Source organism: Heyndrickxia acidicola (genome assembly GCF_001636425.1).
Lineage (GTDB): Bacteria > Bacillota > Bacilli > Bacillales > Bacillaceae_C > Bacillus_AE > Bacillus_AE acidicola.
Window position 1 is genome coordinate 3,630,906 of record NZ_KV440953.1, and the last position, 13,094, is coordinate 3,643,999.

Sequence of the window (13,094 nt, forward strand, 5' to 3'; positions counted from 1 at the left end):
GGGAGAGTTCATACATCTGAGTGAATATTTTCTTCTATTTTGGAACTGATTGTTTATTTTAAGGCAGTTTCCTTCAAAGTGAGGCCCTATTCAGTAACTGAGGAAACCATTAAAAGAGAATACAGTTATCTATCTGTTTTGGGATTCATCTGCGAAGGGAAACCATCCAGGTGTATTCACAATGGCATTCCACAGCCCGTTTGGAATGACAAGTCGTTCCTGGTCATCTTTATGCAGTACTGTTTGGATTTCCTCTTCTTTTCCTTCTTTGACTTTCTGAACCCAATGCGGTTCAATGATCAGTTCGCGTGCAAGCGCCAGAAGAGGAACGCCGGAAGTCATAGCTTTCGCTGCATCCTCAGCAGAATAGATAGACCCCACACCGATTACGGGTACACGTCCGGCGATTCTGTCTAAAATAATTTCAATACGGCTTCTTGTATCCTCTGTCCCTCTGCGCGGCTTAGACCAAAATTCCATTAGAGAAATATGAATATAATCAAGGTTTTTTTCTGTTAAAGCATCAAGAAGACCAAATGTATCCTCCATTGTAATTCCTTCGGCTTCAGGTTCTTCAGGAGAAAGTCTATATCCAACTAGGAATGGGGACTTAGCATGCTCTGCAACGACCTTTTTCACTTCATCCACGATAGCTAAAGGGAAGGCTAAGCGGTTTTCGATGCTTCCGCCAAAACGGTCATTTCTTTTATTTGTATGGGCAGAGAAGAACTGCTGAATCAGATAACCATTGGCACCATGGATTTCAACACCATCAAATCCGGCTTCGATTGCCCGTCGGGTTGCCTCGCCAAATGCCTTTATCAAACCTTCCACTTCATCAGTGCTTAATTCGCGAACTTCAATACCGCCTTCTGTAGTGGATGCGCTTGGTGCGACTACGTCATGGTTAGGAACAAGGTCAGGAGGGCAGGCACGGCCGCCATGATGGATTTGAAGTACGGCTTTGGCACCGTGGGATTTGAGGGTGGATACTAGTTCTCTCATTCCGCTGATGGTCTCATCACGATCCGCTCCCGGTTGTCCTGGAAAGGCTTTGCCGTTTGGTGTTACATTGGCACAAGCTGTAATGATCATGCCAGGTCCTTCTGCCCGATGTGCATAGTAACGCAACTCATCATTGGAAATGGTGCCATCATCATTGGAAAGGAAGTGAGTCATAGGGGCCATTACGACACGGTTGTTTAGTTGTACACCGCTTTTTAAGGAAAGCGGTTCAAATAAAGCAGTTAGCTCTTTTTTCATTTTAATACTCCTTTGTGGAAGATTTAGTTTATGATGCGGAAAAACAATTATATTATCCATTGAAATAACCCAAAAGGAAAATTATCTGCTTAGGGGTAATTGTATGTGGAGGTTGAGTATAAGTCAGACTTATCTTTTTAATTAAATAATATCTAATTTTCTTATATATCTTTTTTCTGTATAGTTAGGTTGTGACGTAAATGACAAGAACAGAGGGTCAGAAAGAGCGGGGGATTATTATGAAAAAAATAAATATAAGAGCATTTCATCCAATTGTTTGGGCCTTGCTTTTAGGAACGGTATTTGCACGGGGGGCAAGCTATATGGCTATGCCATTTTTGGCCCTGCACTTATCCCGTTCAGAAGGCATCAACCCTGTTTTGATAGGGGCTATTATTGGAGTAGGCCCTTTAATGGGAACGATTGGAGGTTTTTTTGGCGGCAACTTATCGGATCGATATGGAAGGAAGGTTGTCATGCTTTCATCCATTTTTGTATGGACGTTTGTCTTTCTTGGATTTGCTTTTGCAAGCAGTCCGCTTGTCTTCTTTCTATTAAATGCATTAAACGGAATATGCAGATCCTTTTTTGAACCGGCAAGCCAGGCTCTTATGGCAGATGTTACTGAAAAGGATTTGCGTCTGCGTGTATTTTCCATGCGATATACAGCCATTAATATTGGTGCGGCAGCCGGGCCGCTGCTTGGAGCCTATTTTGGAATGAAATCAGCAGGATTGACATTCGAGATTACCAGTGCATCTTATTTGATGTATGGAATAGCCATTGCCATGTTGCTTAGCAAATATAAAGTCAGAAACACCGCTTCAGCAAAAGGCAGAACAGCGATGAAAGAGGCTTTCCAAATTATCGGAAGGGATAAGGCTTTGCGCCTTTTCATCTTGGGGGGGATTTTGGTCAATATCGGATATTCTCAGAACGATTCTTCTCTTCCTCAGCACCTGGGCCAGATTTTAAAGGATGGAGTTGTGCTGTATTCTGTCCTTCTATCAGTTAATGCTGTGTCAGTTGTTGTACTGCAGATTCCTCTTAGCCGGCTCGTTGAAAAGTGGAAGGTGCTGCATGTGATGGTGCTGGGCAGTGCTTTTTTTACAGCAGGTTATATTGGATTTGGACTATCGCTTGGGTGGGCAGGCTTTATCACTTCCATGCTGATTGTCACGATCGGTGAGATATTTTTGTTCCCTTCGACAAGTGTGTTCATCGACCAAATTGCTCCAGAAGCGCTTAGAGGAACCTATTTCGGGGCTGCTCAATTCCGTTCTATCGGAAATTCAGCCGGACCGTTAATGGGAGGTTTTCTGCTTAGAAGTGTTCATGGACATTGGCTTTTTTGCATAATGGCTTTTCTGGTGGGGGCCAGCAGTTTTTTCTTTATAGCGGGCAATAGGCTTCAATCAGGCCAGGCTGTCCCTGGTGCAGCTTTAAACGAAAGCAGTGTGAAGGGGTAGGCGGCTCCAGAAAGCAACGTTGGAATCTAAGTAGAAGATCAGGACGCAGAATGACTAAGTGGGTAACAGATTTTAAGGTAACAGATTGAAAATAAGCCGGCTCTTTTCTAAAGGCTGTTTTCGCATAGATTGTTGCTTTTCGCAAAAGTGTTAAATTCGTGTAAAGTGAGTCTTCGTGGCATCTTTTCGTAAGCAATTCACAGGTTTACTACAGAGCCTGTGAATTTCATTTTTTGGTGTTATATAGCAACAAAGTTTACGAAAAGAGCCTTTCTAAAAGAAGAGCTGGCTTATTTTGTCAGGGAGGCCGCGGCTTCCGAGCCGCCTGCAATTAAAGCTGATCCAATGCTTTTTCAATCTCCACGTCGCCAGAGAGAATTTCGAAGGTCTTGTTGAGCGTTTTTTCATGATTCAGGGATGCAACGATGGTGTTAGCGACATCCTTTCTGGGAATGGATCTTCCTTTTGTGCTCTCGAAGTGAGAGGATAGCTCGATTTTTCCTGTCGGCTCATCAAAGCTTAAGGAACCAGGCCGAATAATCGTGTATGGAATGCCGCTGGATTTTAAGTGTTCATCTGCATTCCGCTTTGCTTCCAGATATTGCTCAAGCGGCCCTCTGGGGTAATCGGCTCCCACTGAGCTAAGCATTACAAAATGCTGGATATTTGCTTTTTTACCTGCATCTATTAATCGTTTTGCTCCCTCCTGATCCACTGAGATGGTTTTCTCAGGGCCGGTTTTGGAGCCGGAGCCTGCATGCTACTAAAACTTTCATAGAAACACTCCTTTTTGAAATGATACCAGTTATTCTACCCTTGTATCTGTCTACCAAACGTTCAGGCGATCTTTAGGACAGGAAGAGAATGGGGGGAATCGAAGGGGACTTTCAGCAAATGATCATGAAAAAATTTACTCTTACACAAGGCTGATATGAGAGTATGATTGCGAATGTGAAAGTTTCATAACCTATCGCCATTCGCAATGGTTTGAGATGGATTAGCAAATAGCGCAAGCACCTTCCTCATAGCTGATAAGCGCTGGAGTTAGTCACTGTTAATCCTGCTAGGTGATTTCCGCTGCAATCAACGTTGAATTCAAATGAACAATGGTTTTACTCAGATATGCGGAGCGTTGTTTGTCCTGCCTGTTCATTGTCACTCAATCAATATGGGTGTTAAATCAACTGGGATTTTTAACAGAGAGCACCATAAAAAAATCTATCTTGTCCAGTATGTTGTTATAAAGTCTTACCTATTTTCTTTTTAACCTGTTCACAAATCAGCCAGAATGTAAGCTTAATGGACATGCCAAAAAGGATGAAATCCATGTACGAATAGATATGTTTCCAATGATCCATTGAGAATAACCCAAAGTGGATGAAAAGAGGTTCTACAATGAATGAAAAAACCGAAGCCCATATGACAACGGATAAAAAGAAGGCGTACCAGGATTTGCAATATTGATACAAAAGCATGGATGAGACCGGAATGATTCCAAGATCCGCTGGAAGCAGAGGGGTGAAAAAATAAAATAGCTTTACCGGGTACCCCCACCATAAAAGATTAACTCCCACGATATCCAGAACAACCGCAACAGTTCCGGATAACAGCCCATAAGAGAACAGCTCAAAGAAATGGCTCTTATCCACAAGCTTCCACCAAATGAAATAGGGAGTAACCATTGAAGCGAAAAGAAACCACCAGGCAGGTGAATAAAGATCGTGCTGAAGCCAACGGGCATACAGCAGATCATTAAGCTGCTGCCGGGTTTCTTGTATATTGGTATAGGTAGCTGTTTGCACGTCCAGATAAAAGCTCACGGATACACCCGCTCATTTTGTATTTCTATTTATTTTGCACAGATGAAGCGGATTTCATGTACCAATTATTTGATTCAAATCTAAACCGTCCGCGGAAAGCGAGTGCCTGCAGGTGAAATCAACAGGCAAGTTTAACAGAGACTTTGCAAAAGTGATCCACCTTGGTGCCGCACCGTTTTAAGCAGAATGCGAAGCCAAACAGCGGACACAGCTTTTTTTAAGGAGTTTTCAAGATTGGCAAGGCTCTTTTCGTAAACTTTGTTTTTATATAACACAAAAAAATTATGAATTTCACAGCCTAAGTAGTAAACCTGTGAATTGCTTACGAAAAGATGCCGCGAAGACTCATTTAACACAGGATTTAAGACTTTTGCGAAGAGCAATAATATATGCCAAAACAGCCAAAAACAAAGAAATTGACAAACGAAAGAGCTCATGATAGTTTTAAAGTTAATTTAATGGTACTTCTTATCAAGAGAGGTGGAGGGATTTGGCCCTTGGAAACCTCGGCAGCAGACTTTATGTATTAAAGCACTGTGCCACATCCAGCAGGCAAGAAAAGCCTGATAGATAGGAAGAGCGGATTTCCATATGTTGAAAACCCCTCTTCGAAACTGTAGAGGGGTTTATTTTATGTTTAGGTAAGGCTCTTTTCGTAAACTTTGTTGCTATTGGAAACAAAAATATCATTGTAAATATATGTTAGTATTAAAAGTTATAAAGAGCTTACGAAAAGATGCCACGAAGACAGACAACAAACGGGATAATCCTTACGTAAAGCAACAATCTATGCGAAAACAGCCTAACGTAATTATAAACTGCTTAACAGTTAACCAATAGTGTCTTTGTCTAGCTCCAGTACTGAGGGCAAGGAGTTTGAACTTTTCTTGTAATACCAACTAAGTTTATTGGATATATGGGTTTTAAAAATGGAGGTGGCAGAATGGAACAGCAAGTTATGATTGAATGGCAGGAGAAGGGATTAGCAGCTACTGTCCATTATCCTGAGTCACTAAGCAATACAAGCCGTTTTCCGCTTATCATTATATGTCATGGCTTTACGGGGAGCAGGCAGGGGGTGCATCGCCTGTTTGTTAATGCGGCAAGAAGGCTTGCGGAGAAAGAGTATGCTGTACTTCGATTTGATTATTCAGGCTGTGGAGAAAGTGAAGGAGAGTATGGGCGCACGTATTTTGACGAGTTTATTCAGCAAACCCGGCAGGCCATAGCATTCGGAAGGCAGCTTGAGTACATTGACAGCGCGAATGTCATATTGCTTGGACATAGCCTGGGCGGCGCGATTGCCCTCTATACAGCAGTGTTGGATGGGAATATTAGCAGGCTGATTTTGTGGTCTGCAGTGGGAAACCCCTTTGAAGATATTGTCAGCATTGTTGGAGAAAAGGCATACAGAAGTTTTCAGGCAGAGGGTAAAGCTTCCCTGGATTATTTGGGGTACAGCTTTACAAAAGACTTTTTTGATTCCATGATACCCTATCAGCCTTTATTAAAGGCTTCAGCCTATAAAGGAGATGTTTTTATCATCCATGGGACAGCGGATGATGAAATCCCATCTGCTTACAGTGAAGAGTATGACAAGAAGTTTTGTTCACGACAAAAAGGAATGTGTGAAAGCTACTTCATACAAGGTGCAGGGCACACCTACTCCTCCTGCGGTGAGAAAGAGGAGCTGGTCCGCCATACGCTCTCTTGGCTTTTTAAAACGGAAAAGCAAAACGAAAATGCAGAGATCCCCAATTAAACAAATAATTCAAGCGTCCTGCTCTTTGAGGCAGGGTGCTTTTTAGATCCTGTGATAAGGGGTATAAAACTTACAGTTAAATAGTATGATTAGGCTCAGCTAAAGCTCTATGTTGATATGGTCCCATGCTGAAATGAAGGGAAAAGCAGATTCCCGCTAAAAAAGGCGCGGCAAGGGAGCATCCCGATTTTAAAGGCGGCTGAAATATTATCGTCCCACCTGAATCCTGGTGCAGGTTAAAACCGCTAAAATGAACTGAGCCTGGTATTCAAGGATTAAACTAGTACCTATGAAGGGAATGAAATATAATATAATCGAAACTGTCATTTGTCAAAAGCTTGAAAAATGAAATACTAGTCAAGCTTGAGCTAATAGACAGGATCGTTCTTTTTTTGCACTTTGGTGCCTGGATGTGAGGTTCCTTAAATTTTGCTGCTATTGAAGCGAAGACAGACAATATATGGGTTTATTCATTATACGGGAAGCAATAATCAATGCAAATAGCTTAGGCATAACACCTTTCTGTATACTTCTTATAATATGAATACTTTTCGGACGAAAGCAGTCTCGATAAAAGAGTTATATATACGTTAGAGATCTAAACCAAAGATAAGAATGGGGATAAAATAATGCATAGAAACCAAGAGTTATACCATTTTTTATTAGGAAAAGCGGAGCAGCTTACGGAAGATTGGTTTAATTCCCTCGATAAGGTGAACCTTGGCGGAGTATACAGTGCAACAGATCCGGAGGTAATTAAAACACTGAAAAGGCAAAACTATGAATTTCATCTTCATCTTTGCAAGGTATTTGTTGAAGATGAGCAAAGCTTTTTTAAGGATTTTGAAAAATGGATTTACACGGTTTCCCGCGACAGCCAGCATTTAAATACGCCTGTTCATTCTATTATAAGTGAATTTATGAGAGTTAGGACACAGTATCTTGATTTTATCGACCAATTTGCAGAAATGAAAAAAGACGTCTATGAACCTGAGCGGGTAAGAGCTTGGATAAACGTTATCATTAGAGCCTTTGATCAGGTCATTATTCAAACAACGGAAGAAACCTACAATTATTCAACAGAACTGCTGAGAGCCCAGCAGGAAATGATTTATGAATTGAGCTCACCGGTTATCAAACTGGACAATAATAGAGCGCTGCTTCCTCTGGTGGGAGATATTGATACGGCACGTGCCAAGCTTGTGCTGGAAAATACACTGGAGCAATGTGCTGAAAAAGGAGTCACACGATTGTTTATTGATTTATCAGGTGTGGTGATGGTGGATACAATGGTGGCTCATCAAATTTTTCAGCTAATAGAAGCGCTGAACTTAATTGGTGTGAAATCTACTCTTTCCGGGATCAGGCCTGAAATTGCGTCAACGGCTGTTCAGCTGGGGCTGTCTTTTGAAAACATCTCCATCGAATCCAATTTATCACGTGCGTTAACTGCCAATAGGGGATAATGCGTCTGCTGAAAGGTTACAAATGAGCAAAAAAACGAGCACTTTTCAACATAGAAAATTAACAGAACTTATTTATAAAAATGGTCCGATGAGTGGGAAAGATGGGATGTATAGGTGACAAATAAAAACATGAATCCTAAGATTGATGCCTATTTCACTGAGGGATGTATGCGCTGCCCTCTGGGAGGAACCCCTACCTGTAAAGTCCATAGTTGGCAGGAAGAATTGAAGAAATTGAGAATAATCCTTCTAGACTGTGGACTGACTGAAGAATTGAAGTGGTCTCAGCCTTGTTACACATATCAGAAACGAAACATCGTTCTAATGAGTGCATTTAAGGAATATTGTGCTATTAGCTTTATCAAAGGTTCCTTGTTAAAGGATGCCCATCGTATTCTAGTTAAACCTGGAGAGAATACACAGGCGGGGCGCCAGATACGGTTTACCAATGTCCGAGAGATAATCGAGATGGAATCAATCTTGAAAGCCTATATTTGTGAAGCCATTGAAGTGGAGAAATCCGGTGCTAAACCGGATATTAAAAAGAATCCAGAGCCAATTCCTGCAGAGCTTCAAAAGAAATTAGATGAAATACCTGCCTTGAATACAGCTTTTAATGCTTTGACGCCAGGACGGCAAAGAGCATACATTCTTTATTTTTCAGCACCCAAACAATCAAAAACGAGGGAGTCAAGAATAGATAAATGTATGCAGCAAATTCTCAATGGAAAGGGACTAAATGATTAGTATATTCTGCTTGTACAATTGCTTTAGTTCTAAAAACGGTATAAACCAAAAAAATGGCGTGTCAAAGCTGGTGTCAGCTGTCACGCCATTTTCGTTGCCGATTTTACATATGCTCCAAGGAGGGGCTTTTATTTATTTTCAATTTTGCAGAACTCGGAATGGAGCAAGGAATATACAATGGTATCGTGGTAGCGCTCTCCATCAAAATCGGTCTGGCGGAGAGTGCCATCTTTATGAAATCCATATTTCTCAAGGAGTCGTCTCGAGCCTATGTTGTCTGCAAAAATATCTCCGACAATGCGGTTAAGTCCAAGGGTTTGGAAGCCGAATGAAAGTACTTCTTTAAAGATCTCGGTCATGGCTCCTTTTTGCTGAAAATCTTTGCGAAGGACTGCCTCCAATTCAGCTTTGCGGTGCCAGAAGTGAAGTTTATGGAATCGGAACATGCCGATGACTTCTTCTGTTTTTTTATCTATAATTACCCATGGGATTTCCTTCTGCTGTTCAAATTGGCTGAGGCTTTTGGCAATCATTTTTTTCATCCCCTCTAACCCTTGAACAGGGTGCGGAGTCAAGTATTTCATGGTGTCATGGTCACTCATAAACACAAGCAAGCTCTGTGCATCAAGTAAACGCATGCCTCGAAGCAAAAAGCGCGGTGTTTCCAGTTCTGGAATGGCTTCTAGCCTTACATCCTTTTCCATCCTCAAGCCCTCTTTTAGGTTATTTTAAAAAATCAGGGTTTCGGCTTAAGTATCCTTCCCAGGCCAATTTTGTCCCTTGTTTGAGTTCACCCTGGGAAGCATGCAGCCTTTTCTCGGAATCGCCATACCCAATTTCTTCTTCACCTTTATACAATCCTTTAAAAATGCCATCGGCAAAATCATCGAGCGGGGCACCAAATGTATGTAAGCCAACTCCTCCTAAATCGGTATTAACGGCAGGTGGAAATACCTCGATGACTTCAATGCTTGTATCAGCAAGCTGATGTCTCATAGAGGCAGTAAAGGAATGAACTGCAGCCTTTGTTGAACTGTAAACCGGCACCCAGGCACCAGGACTTAAAGCCAGGCCAGAAGAAACATTGATAATGGCTGCGGTCTCTTTTTTTCGTAAATGGGGAATGAACAACATAGATAGATGAATAGGGCCGTCTATGTTAATCTCTATTTCCTTTTTATAATAGTCCCAGTCATGTTCAATGTTTAAGAGATTTACTCGCTGCTGGATGCCAGCATTATTTACAAGCACATTGGTTTCTGGAAATTGATTTGTTACCCATTCAAAAAGAGCTTTTCGCTCCAATTCGGAGGAAACAACGCATGCCTTTGTATGAAGCTTAGGGGATTTTTCTTTTGCTTCCTCCAGTTTTTCCTTTCTTCTCCCTGCAATAATAACTTCATTGCCAGCCTGTAAAAAGCGCTCAGCAAATGCAAGGCCGATACCAGAGGCCCCTCCAGTAATCAAAATAGTATTTCCAGACATGTTCATCTCTTTTCCTCCATTCCATTCGTGAATCTTTCAAGCAGTATCATATCCTTTTTTGGATTAAATTCCACTTAAAAAGAATCAGGAGAATTAAAATTTGATAATCTATCTTTAATGATGTTTATGAAAGAAAACACTTAGGCATTAAGAGCTCTGTTTCAGGGTAAAAGAAAAGGAAGTAGGAATTAAAACAGGTTCTAAATAAGGCTCTTTTAAAAAGCATGTTTGAATTTACATCGACAATGATTGGAGCGGCAAGGGCAAGACTTCTGAAAGCGGGTGCCTGCAGCGAAAACAACAGGCAAGAATAACAGAGCCTGGAAAAAGCAAAATATGAGGTGGTTAGGTGAAACTCTATACGTTTCATGTGAAACAAATTTTACCGATTACAGTCGAAATTGCGTGGGAATTTTTCTCTGATCCGAAAAATCTTGCTGTTATCACACCGCCCTCCATGTATATGAGCATAAGCAAATCTTCTTTGGGTGCCATGTATGAAGGAATGCAGATTTCTTATAGAATGAGTCCGCTTTTCGGTATTCCATTAAACTGGACGGCTGAGATGAAAGAGATAAAGGCAGCGAAATCTTTCATTGACGAGCAGATTAAGGGGCCGTATAAATACTGGCGCCATCAGCATATTTTTACACCTGCGGAAGAGAATTCGGTTATCGTAGAGGACTTTTTGCAATATGCGATGCCACTTGGTTGGGCGGGAAGAGCTGTACACCGTTTAATTGTACATAAAAAACTAAAGGAAACTTTTCAATATCGCAGGAAAAAGCTTGTTGAACTATTTGGTTGATAGTGATAATTAGTGAAGGAAGGGCGGGATAGGTAGTGAAAATCGCTATTGCGGGCGGAACTGGATTTATTGGGCGTGTATTGCAGGAGAAGCTGGTAAAGGAAGGCCATGAGATTTATGTTTTAACAAGAAATCCCGGTAAAATTAAAACAACAAACAGCATTAGGGCTGTTGGATGGCTAAAGGAATACAGTTCGCCTGAAAAAGAATTGCAGGGGATCGAGGCCATCGTCAATCTGGCAGGCGAATCTATTAATGGGAGATGGACAAAAGAGAAGAAGCGAAAAATTATTTCAAGCCGTATGAAGGTGACGGGGGAGATTATCAGGATTTTAGAGAAGATGGAGCAAAAGCCGCAAGTGCTCGTCAATGCATCTGCTGTTGGGTATTATGGGATGAGCGAAACGGCATGTTTTACGGAGGAATCCACCCCGCATGCGGATGACTTTTTAGCTAGTGTCGCGAGGAAATGGGAGGCAGAGGCTGGACGTGCAGCAAAAAAAGGTGTAAGAACGGTATTCACACGGTTCGGGGTCGTCCTTGGGCATGATGGGGCGCTTCCTTTAATGGTGCTGCCATATAAGTGGGGGATAGGCGGTACAATTGGGTCAGGCAGGCAGTGGCTTTCCTGGATCCATGTAGAGGATGTTGCAGGAATTATTCACCATGCGATTCAAACCAAAGCGCTAGAAGGTCCGTTAAATGCAACGGCACCGCATCCGGCTAGAATGAAGAAATTTGGTAAAACCGTTGCTTCCGTTCTCCATCGGCCGCATTGGCTCCCGGTGCCCGAATTTGCTTTGAAAATCGTTCTGGGTGAAATGAGTGACATGCTGCTGGGAGGCCAGCAGGTGCTGCCAAAGAAGGCAGTTGAAACAGGTTACAGCTTCCAATATCCAGAATTAATGCCTGCTCTTAAAAGTATTTTGAATGGTTCATAGACAATCCTGGCAGGTTCGCAGCAACAAGGGTCGTAAAAACCCAGGATTTTCCGAAATAAAGTATTCTAAGCCTCAATTAATCGTGATATGATCACTTTATTAACAGTTTCCTTATAAAATGCTGTCCTGCAGGAATAAAGAAAGGAAGAAATGGGAATGAAGTGAATAATCGGCAGGGGTGAAGCGATTTCTGCATAAAAAGTAGAAAAGGCAGATAGATTGAGAGTGTGAAAGATAGGGGGAGGTTTAATGGAAGAAAGAATTAGAAGTATATTTTTAAGAAAAGGGTTTAACCGGTTTATCATTTTGGCAGTCTTAGTTCTGATTCTATATCTATTGCGAAGCATGATGAATCTACTTTTGTTAACCTTTATCTTTACGTATTTAATGAACCGGCTTGAAAAATCTATATCAAAAAGAGTGCCGATAAACAGAAAAATTACGGTGCCAGTTTTATATATCCTGATATTCGGGCTGCTAATCTTTGGGATTGTTGAATATTCACCTGTGATTGTGACAGAGATTACTGAGCTTGTTAAGCAGTTAATCGCTTTTTATACAAAGCCTCAAAGCAATCCTGTCTTAAACTATGTCGTCAGTGCAGTGGAAAAAAAGCAGATTACCAATTACTTAGAACAGTATGCTACTTACATTGTTAAATATTTTACAGATATAAGTAAATTCGGGCTGCAGCTATTTATGGCTATTATTCTCAGCTTGTTTTTCCTCCTTGAAAAGACAAGGATCATTCGCTTTACCCATAAATTTCGCCAAAGCAAGCTGGGGCCATTTTATGAAGAGATTGAATACTTTGCCCAGAAGTTTACTGGAACGTTCGGAAAAGTAATTGAAGCACAGGTGATCATTGCCATTAACAACTGTGTGCTGACTACTATCGGTCTTTGGATACTGGGCTTTCCGCAGCTTTTTGGCTTAGCCATCATGATTTTATTTCTTGGCTTTATTCCAGTGGCGGGGGTTATTATTTCCTTCATACCTCTTGGTTTAATCGCCTTCAGTATTGGCGGGCTTATTAAGGTCCTGTACGTCGGAATTATCATTATCATCGTGCATGCCATTGAGTCTTATGTATTAAATCCTAAGCTGATGTCTTCTAAAACCAACTTGCCGGTTTTTTATACCTTTATTGTTTTGTTGTTTTCAGAAGAGTTTTTTGGCATATGGGGACTGATACTGGGCATTCCAGTTTTTGTCTTCCTGCTGGATATTTTGGAGGTTCCAGTGGTGGACCATAAAGATCGAACAGAAAAGTAGGCAGGATGCGGGAGTACAATGTACCTCGTTCACGGAAATACCTTTTATAGGCTGAGGG

The 13,094-nt window shown here is 41.5% G+C and carries 11 protein-coding genes, 1 pseudogene and 1 riboswitch; of the genes and pseudogenes, 7 read left to right on the top strand and 5 right to left on the bottom strand.

Translation table 11 applies throughout. From position 1 onward, the window contains the following. Window positions 1-129: 129 nt before the first annotated feature. Window positions 130-1,263, bottom strand: coding sequence for an NADH-dependent flavin oxidoreductase (locus A5N88_RS17015; protein ID WP_066268149.1), 1,134 nt, complete (start codon window positions 1,261-1,263; stop codon window positions 130-132). A 239-nt stretch (window positions 1,264-1,502) separates the two neighbouring features. On the opposite strand from A5N88_RS17015, the gene A5N88_RS17020 reads away from it, so the two are divergent. Further along, window positions 1,503-2,732 (top strand): MDR family MFS transporter, encoded by a 1,230-nt coding sequence (locus A5N88_RS17020; protein ID WP_066270628.1) that lies wholly within the window; start codon window positions 1,503-1,505, stop codon window positions 2,730-2,732. A 331-nt stretch (window positions 2,733-3,063) separates the two neighbouring features. Here A5N88_RS17020 and A5N88_RS17025 read toward each other — a convergent pair. Beyond that, a pseudogene (locus A5N88_RS17025) lies at window positions 3,064-3,459 on the bottom strand (NAD(P)H-binding protein); the annotation flags it as partial. A 511-nt stretch (window positions 3,460-3,970) separates the two neighbouring features. After that, window positions 3,971-4,552 carry a CBO0543 family protein gene (locus A5N88_RS17030; RefSeq protein WP_083953186.1) on the bottom strand — a complete coding sequence of 194 codons (582 nt, stop codon included), beginning with the start codon at window positions 4,550-4,552 and terminating at the stop codon, window positions 3,971-3,973. Window positions 4,553-5,017: 465 nt separating this feature from the next. Beyond that, a riboswitch (SAM riboswitch) is annotated at window positions 5,018-5,129 on the top strand. Between the two features lie 366 nt (window positions 5,130-5,495). Here A5N88_RS17030 and A5N88_RS17035 point away from each other — a divergent pair. The 3 genes from A5N88_RS17035 to A5N88_RS17045 all read left to right on the top strand — a co-directional run bounded on the left by A5N88_RS17035 (window position 5,496) and on the right by A5N88_RS17045 (window position 8,527). Further along, window positions 5,496-6,314 carry an alpha/beta hydrolase gene (locus A5N88_RS17035; protein WP_066268151.1) on the top strand — a complete coding sequence of 273 codons (819 nt, stop codon included), beginning with the start codon at window positions 5,496-5,498 and terminating at the stop codon, window positions 6,312-6,314. Window positions 6,315-6,943: 629 nt separating this feature from the next. Continuing rightward, on the top strand, window positions 6,944-7,780 hold the full coding sequence (locus A5N88_RS17040) for an STAS domain-containing protein (protein ID WP_066268152.1): 837 nt from the start codon (window positions 6,944-6,946) through the stop codon (window positions 7,778-7,780). Window positions 7,781-7,894: 114 nt separating this feature from the next. Beyond that, on the top strand, window positions 7,895-8,527 hold the full coding sequence (locus A5N88_RS17045) for a YdeI/OmpD-associated family protein (protein ID WP_083953187.1): 633 nt from the start codon (window positions 7,895-7,897) through the stop codon (window positions 8,525-8,527). Between the two features lie 128 nt (window positions 8,528-8,655). Here the strand turns inward: A5N88_RS17045 and A5N88_RS17050 are convergent, their stop codons facing one another. Then, a complete protein-coding gene (locus A5N88_RS17050; RefSeq protein WP_066268157.1) occupies window positions 8,656-9,231 on the bottom strand; it encodes a GNAT family N-acetyltransferase in 576 nt (191 codons plus the stop codon). 19 nt (window positions 9,232-9,250) lie between these two features. Beyond that, a complete protein-coding gene (locus A5N88_RS17055; RefSeq protein ID WP_066268159.1) occupies window positions 9,251-10,018 on the bottom strand; it encodes an SDR family oxidoreductase in 768 nt (255 codons plus the stop codon). A 343-nt stretch (window positions 10,019-10,361) separates the two neighbouring features. Between A5N88_RS17055 and A5N88_RS17060 the strand changes: the two genes are divergently transcribed. The 3 genes from A5N88_RS17060 (at window position 10,362) to A5N88_RS17070 (ending at window position 13,036) form a co-directional block, all read left to right on the top strand. Next, window positions 10,362-10,820 (top strand): SRPBCC family protein, encoded by a 459-nt coding sequence (locus A5N88_RS17060; RefSeq protein WP_066268161.1) that lies wholly within the window; start codon window positions 10,362-10,364, stop codon window positions 10,818-10,820. Between the two features lie 35 nt (window positions 10,821-10,855). Next, a complete protein-coding gene (locus A5N88_RS17065) occupies window positions 10,856-11,761 on the top strand; it encodes a TIGR01777 family oxidoreductase (RefSeq protein ID WP_066268163.1) in 906 nt (301 codons plus the stop codon). A gap of 249 nt (window positions 11,762-12,010) precedes the next feature. After that, window positions 12,011-13,036 (top strand): AI-2E family transporter, encoded by a 1,026-nt coding sequence (locus A5N88_RS17070; protein WP_066268164.1) that lies wholly within the window; start codon window positions 12,011-12,013, stop codon window positions 13,034-13,036. Window positions 13,037-13,094: the final 58 nt, after the last annotated feature.

Coding starts and splice junctions, on each gene's coding strand:
- A5N88_RS17020 (WP_066270628.1), top strand. CDS start 1,503: ATGAAAAAAATAAATATAAGAGCATTTCATCCAATTGTTTGGGCCTTG.
- A5N88_RS17040 (WP_066268152.1), top strand. CDS start 6,944: ATGCATAGAAACCAAGAGTTATACCATTTTTTATTAGGAAAAGCGGAG.
- A5N88_RS17015 (WP_066268149.1), bottom strand. CDS start 1,263: ATGAAAAAAGAGCTAACTGCTTTATTTGAACCGCTTTCCTTAAAAAGC.
- A5N88_RS17035 (WP_066268151.1), top strand. CDS start 5,496: ATGGAACAGCAAGTTATGATTGAATGGCAGGAGAAGGGATTAGCAGCT.
- A5N88_RS17070 (WP_066268164.1), top strand. CDS start 12,011: ATGGAAGAAAGAATTAGAAGTATATTTTTAAGAAAAGGGTTTAACCGG.
- A5N88_RS17055 (WP_066268159.1), bottom strand. CDS start 10,018: ATGAACATGTCTGGAAATACTATTTTGATTACTGGAGGGGCCTCTGGT.
- A5N88_RS17050 (WP_066268157.1), bottom strand. CDS start 9,231: ATGGAAAAGGATGTAAGGCTAGAAGCCATTCCAGAACTGGAAACACCG.